This is a genomic window from Mycobacterium sp. 1245499.0, from assembly GCF_001673615.1.
Taxonomy (GTDB): Bacteria; Actinomycetota; Actinomycetes; order Mycobacteriales; family Mycobacteriaceae; genus Mycobacterium; species Mycobacterium europaeum_A.
Genome location: NZ_LZMG01000070.1, coordinates 1 through 810, shown reverse-complemented (window position 1 = coordinate 810; position 810 = coordinate 1). Strand labels below are relative to the sequence as shown.

Genomic DNA, 810 nt, shown 5'->3' with positions numbered 1-810 from the left:
CGTGAACTGATTGACGTCGGTGTAGCCCGCACGGAACAAGTTTTCGCAGCCGGTCAGGTACTTCATGTACCGGTCGTAGACCTCCTGGGACTGGATGGCGATCGCCTGCTCGCGATTGGCCTCGAGTGCCTCGGCCCACAGGTCCAAGGTCCTGGCGTAGTGCAGCTGCAGCGACTGGACGCGGGTCAGGTCGAAGCCCGCGGTCACTCCGTACTCGCCGACGGTCTGCGGCGTCGGCAGCCAGCCGCCGGGGAAGATCTCGGCCAGGATGAACTGCGAGAACTGCACGATTTCGTGGGTCAGCTTCAGGCCCTTGGCCCGCGCGTCTTTGAACGACGGCCGAACGATGGTGTGCAGCAACATCACTCCGCCGGGCGGCAGCGCCTGGTAGGCCATTTTGAAGAAGCGGCCGTAGCGCTGCCGGCCGAAGTGCTCGAACGCGCCGATGGACACGATGCGGTCCACGGGCTCGTGGAACTTCTCCCAGCCCTCCAGCAGCACCCGCCGGCTGCGGGGGGTGTCCATCTGATCGAAGGACTGCTGCACGTGCTCGGCCTGGTTTTCCGACAGTGTGAGGCCGACGACGTTGACGTCGTACTTCTCGATGGCCCGCCGCAGGGTGGCCCCCCAGCCGCAACCGATGTCCAGCAGCGTCATCCCGGGTTCGAGCTTCAATTTGCCCAGCGCCAGATCGATTTTGGCGATCTGCGCCTCCTCGAGCGTCATGTCGTCGCGCTCGAAGTAGGCGCAGGTGTAGCCCATCGTCGCGTCTAAGAATAATGCGAAAAATTCATTCGAGACATCGTAAAT

The 810-nt window shown here is 63.1% G+C and carries 1 protein-coding gene; it reads right to left on the bottom strand.

All coding sequences use genetic code 11. From position 1 onward, the window contains the following. The coding region (locus tag A5646_RS03525; protein ID WP_067019894.1) for a cyclopropane mycolic acid synthase family methyltransferase at positions 1–810 on the bottom strand (810 nt) is incomplete at its 3' end.